This is a genomic window from Myxococcus vastator, from assembly GCF_010894475.1.
Lineage (GTDB): Bacteria > Myxococcota > Myxococcia > Myxococcales > Myxococcaceae > Myxococcus > Myxococcus vastator.
The window spans coordinates 1-1,682 of sequence record NZ_JAAIYB010000807.1 but is presented as its reverse complement, the minus strand read 5'-3'; the positions used below and the strand labels follow the sequence as shown (position 1 = coordinate 1,682).

Below are 1,682 nucleotides of genomic sequence, written 5' to 3'. Positions count from 1 at the left end.
TCATCCATGACATCTCGAAGTGCCTGGTATCGCTCCGCCACGGCCTTTTCCGCGTCCATACCCGGCCAACGCGCTCGGCCCCTCTGGCTATTCCCCTATTCGGCTAACTAATTCCTGAGCGGGCCCTAACCGTTGGGGCAGCGGTTGACACAACTCCCTGAGAGTCTCAGCTCTCCGCGCTAGGGTTTCCAGGAGCGCTGCTCTCTCTGCTCTCCGGTTGCGTCCCTCACATGCTTTGCAGGCTTCCGAAGGGGAGCCGTGAGGCGGGCAAGGCCCTTACGGAGGGCCGGCCTGCGCACTCCTGCCCTGCGTCCCCGGCGGCCCCACTTCCCGCAGCACCACCGCCCCTCTCGCTGCCCCAGGAACTACCATTTCCAACAGGGTCCGATGCGACTCTGGCCTCCCAGGCCCGGGGCCCGCGCTTCGCAGTCCTTGAGGGGCCTCCACGCTGCGAAAGCACGCGCCAGGCTCGCAGAGGAGACGATCTTCAAGAAGCGCGGGTCTTGGATCCACACGAGCGCAGAGAAGCGCGGGATTGGAGGGCCGCGCAGCGGCGCTCGAGGTGCCGGAATCTGGCGGCAGGGGAGCCTTGAGCCACGCTGGGTTGCGCGAGTGGACGAGATGAGCAAGCTGGAGGAAATCGAGGTCGCCGGGCGAATGGCTCTTGAAGGTCGCATCCATCCGCCAGCGCAGACCATCTCGTGCACAAGAGATTGCTTGTCCGCATCACCAGCAAGTCTCGTCGCTCCGACCAGGACCAAGAACTCGACGCAGCCCGATTCAACTCATCCCCTTCACTGACGGCCGGCAAGCGTCGCGCTCACGTGACCGATCAGTCGGCCGTCCCGTTTCCAGCGCTCACGGGTCACGCGCTCGAATCGCCGCGCTTTCCCATGATCGTCTCCACCTTCTGCGTCAGTCCGCTCGCATCGAACGCCTCGGCGACATGGAACCACTCCTGCTTCTCACGCGGCTTCGACATTCCGGTCAGGGTCCACCACGACTGCTACCCCGGCAATGCCCCGCGGCACATCGCTCGCCGGACGGTTACGAAGCTCGATCAGGGAGACCGAGGTGGTGGAGAATGCCAGGCGGCGAGGCTTCACGGCGGAGTACAAGCTTCGAGTGCTGGCGGAGGCAAACCGCTGCACGGAGCCCGGTGAAGTCGGGGCGCTGCTGCGCCGCGAAGAGCTGTACTCGTTTCTGCTGAGTGCGTGGCGGCAGCAATGCCTCGAAGCGCACGCCGCCCTCCCTCGGCACAAAGACGCCGTCCGGCACCATCGAGTGAAAATGCGGCGTGACCTGCAAGGCGGAGCCGAAAAACTGGATTCTTCACAGCCCTATGCGCCTGCTCTCCCACTCGTCCAACCCAGCAGGCTGGGCCCTTCTTTCCCTACCGAAATAGGTAGCTAGGGGACGTCAAGCACACACACCAGGGCACCTCCGTTCGCCACTCTGCACGTACCCGTCGTCTCCCATCTTGACTCGCTCCGCAAATGGACCGATCCTCGGCGCATTGATGACCAGTGCCAATGAGACAGATATCGATGCCGTCATCAGACGAATGCGAGTACCAACGTCTGAAAGGATATTTGTCCTGAACTGCTGGACGGGTCAACCCCTGACGCTTTTTCGGCAGCAGTTAAGAGCCCACAATCTCATCTATGCCTTTTACAAGCAAA

General features: G+C 62.8%; 1 protein-coding gene and 1 pseudogene. Both read left to right on the top strand.

Annotation, left to right across the window (positions count from 1 at the left end):
• Positions 1 to 1,017 precede the first annotated feature (1,017 nt).
• A pseudogene (locus G4D87_RS39815) lies at positions 1,018 to 1,224 on the top strand (hypothetical protein); the annotation flags it as partial.
• A gap of 256 nt (positions 1,225 to 1,480) precedes the next feature.
• A partial coding sequence (locus G4D87_RS39115) for a hypothetical protein (RefSeq protein WP_205507883.1) occupies positions 1,481 to 1,682 on the top strand: 202 nt, incomplete at its 3' end.